The organism is Streptomyces hirsutus (assembly GCF_001418415.1).
GTDB lineage: Bacteria > Actinomycetota > Actinomycetes > Streptomycetales > Streptomycetaceae > Streptomyces > Streptomyces hirsutus.
On sequence record NZ_LIQT01000726.1, the window covers coordinates 1 to 2508 of the forward strand.

The window sequence follows — 2508 nt, forward strand, 5'->3', positions numbered from 1 at the left end:
GGTCCGGTACCCGGGCGCACGGCGGCCGGGTGACGTGCGCCCGGGTACCGGACCGTGCTGCGCGAAGTCCTCGCCCGCGGGGCCGGGCGCGGTCGTCCGCGGCCGGGTGGGCGGTTCGGGGGCGACCGACGGAAACTCCTGGGTCTCGTCCTCCGGGCCGGCCGCCGGCCGGGGCAGGGTGACGGACTCGTAGCCCTCGCGCTCCTCCCGTTCGAACTCCTTGAACAGTTCGGCGAGCGCGTCCGTGCGGCGCGGGCGCAGGACGCGGACGGGCTCGAGGGGCGGGCCGTGGTGCGGCTGCCCTGGGTCGGACGGCGTCGGCACGCTGCTCTCCTTCCGCTGCGCACGAGGGCGGAGCCGCCCACGGGAAGAGATACGCGCCCAGGAGGGCGGAGGTTCAGCCGGCAGCGCGCAGAAAGCGGTGCAGGGAAGCCGTCACGGCGGACACGAAGGACTCCCGGGACTCCGTGTCCAGGGCGTCGAGGGACAAGTACGGGTTCAGGTCCTCCAACTCGACCAGCAGCAGTTCGCCGTCCGGGGCGCGGCAGGCGTCGACCCGCTGGATGCCGTGGTCGAGGGTGTTCCAGTCGATGAAGCTCCGGGCGAACTCCAGGTCGTGCGGAGTGACTTCGTACGGCTCCAGTTGCCAGCGCCGGCCGGGGTCAGGGGCGTACAGGGCGTACTGGAGGTCGTGGTCGACGAAGTAGAAGGAGACCTCGTACGCGAAGTCGATATGCGGTTGCACCAGGACGCTGCCGTCGATGAACTCCCGCACGGCGTCCCCGGAGACGACACGCAGCCCCACCGAGTCGGCGCCGAGCCTGGGTTTGACCACGTACCGGTTCGCCGCGGGCAGCAGTCGCAGGTCCTCGGCGCGGTCGACGGTGGGGATCACCGGCCGCCCGGCGGCGCTCAGTTCGAGCAGGTACTGCTTGCCCGCCATGTCGCCCCGGCCGGTGAGCGGGTTGTAGACCGGCTTTCCCGCCTCCGTGGCCCGTCGGCGGAAGGCTTCGTAGGCCTCCGGGTAGGTCAGCACCGGGCCGCTGTTACGGACGACCACGGCGTCGAAGCCGTCCAGCAGCGCGGCGGCGTCCCGCGGATGGCAGAGCGCCAGGTCGAAGTCGGCGCGCAGCCGGGAGGTGAGGTGGACGTCCTCGTCTCCGTAGCGGCGCCCGCGGGCCGGATACGTCAGGTCGGTGACGTACAGGAGGCGGGGACGGGGACGGGCGGGCGCCATGCGGGGCTCCTCGGAGGGCGACAGAAGCCTGATCATATGAATGATCCGTAGGTACCGAAACAGCCCAGGGGCACGGTGGACACAAAAGAGGGTACCGAGTGCCTTTACGGGTGGCACTGAGTGCCATACCCTGTCGCTGTGCACGGTGGCACATGACACACCGGGTACGTGCGTGCCGGGCATCGTGCACGCGGGATGGCGACCGAGTGCAGGGAGTTGACCAGCGTGTACCACCACTCAGGAAGCGTGGCTCAGCAGGCAGCCGGCGCCACGACGGGTCTGCTCGAACCCCAGGGCGCGAACAGCGCGGAGGCCATGGCCTTCCAGCGGTGCACATGGTGCGGCACCGCGATGTACCACCGGCTGCTGTGCCCCGTCTGCCAGGGCAGCGACCTGCGCACGGAGCACAGCGCGGGCGTCGGCACGGTCCGTCACTCCACGACGCTGCACCGCAATACGCCGGCCGCCCGGAACGTGTCCCTGATCGAGATGGCCGAGGGCTTCGTCGTCCGCGGCCGGGTCATGGGCCCGCCCATCGGCATCCACAGCGGGGACCGGGTACGGCTGTCCACGGCCAAGGACCCGGTGCGCGGCGAACCGGTCTTCCAGCTCGTCGACGAGCCCTACCGCGCCTGGACCTGACCGGCGCCCGGAACCGGTCCGGGCGGACGGAGTTCGGTCGGCCGAGTTCAGCCGGCCGGTGCGACGCGGATACCGACGGTGCCGTCACGGCCCCGGCGCAGTCGGCTGCCGAGCAGTGTCAGCCGGCCCGGCAGACCGTACTTACGGGCGATCAGCTCGCGGTAGCGGGCGGTGGTCGCCGCATCGCAGATCTCCGCGGTGGCCGGGACCTGGCCGCCGGTCGGACGGCCGCGCACGTCGCAGGGTCCGACCAGGACATCGGCGCGGGCCCGGATCCGCTTGACCTTCCAGGAGTCGGCGGCGGTCCAGACCCCGAGCGCGTTTCCGTCCCGCACCACCCACACCGGGGTGGCCACCGGCGTACCGTTCCGCCGGTAGCTGGTGACCAGCAGGTACTTTCCCGCTCCGAGCCGTTCGAGCAACGCGTCGTCCATGCCCGGCAGTCTAGTGTTCGATCACCGTCCCCCGCCCGCCGTGGACGCCGTCCCCCCGCGCACGCCGGGCCGCTCGACGCGCAGGCCGGCACCTCCCGCACATCGGATCGCTCCGGCGGTGAACACCGCGGGGTCCGCGTCCGTATGGACTGAGGGCACTCGACTCAGGGGAGGCCCCGCGGTGTTCGCACCGCG

At 71.9% G+C, this 2508-nt stretch carries 3 protein-coding genes and 1 pseudogene; 1 reads left to right on the forward strand and 3 read right to left on the reverse strand.

What is annotated here, in order from left to right:
• Together AOK11_RS45995 and AOK11_RS37955 are read right to left on the reverse strand one after the other, a co-directional pair.
• Positions 1-324, reverse strand: a pseudogene (locus AOK11_RS45995) (peptidoglycan-binding protein); the annotation flags it as partial.
• Between the two features lie 73 nt (positions 325-397).
• Positions 398-1237, reverse strand: a complete 840-nt coding sequence (locus AOK11_RS37955) for an ATP-grasp domain-containing protein (protein WP_055598160.1) — start codon at positions 1235-1237, stop codon at positions 398-400.
• A 225-nt stretch (positions 1238-1462) separates the two neighbouring features.
• Between AOK11_RS37955 and AOK11_RS37960 the strand changes: the two genes are divergently transcribed.
• On the forward strand, positions 1463-1879 hold the full coding sequence (locus AOK11_RS37960) for a Zn-ribbon domain-containing OB-fold protein (protein WP_055598158.1): 417 nt from the start codon (positions 1463-1465) through the stop codon (positions 1877-1879).
• Positions 1880-1926: 47 nt separating this feature from the next.
• Here AOK11_RS37960 and AOK11_RS37965 read toward each other — a convergent pair whose 3' ends face one another.
• Positions 1927-2313 (reverse strand): PPOX class F420-dependent oxidoreductase, encoded by a 387-nt coding sequence (locus AOK11_RS37965; RefSeq protein ID WP_055598159.1) that lies wholly within the window; start codon positions 2311-2313, stop codon positions 1927-1929.
• Positions 2314-2508: the final 195 nt, after the last annotated feature.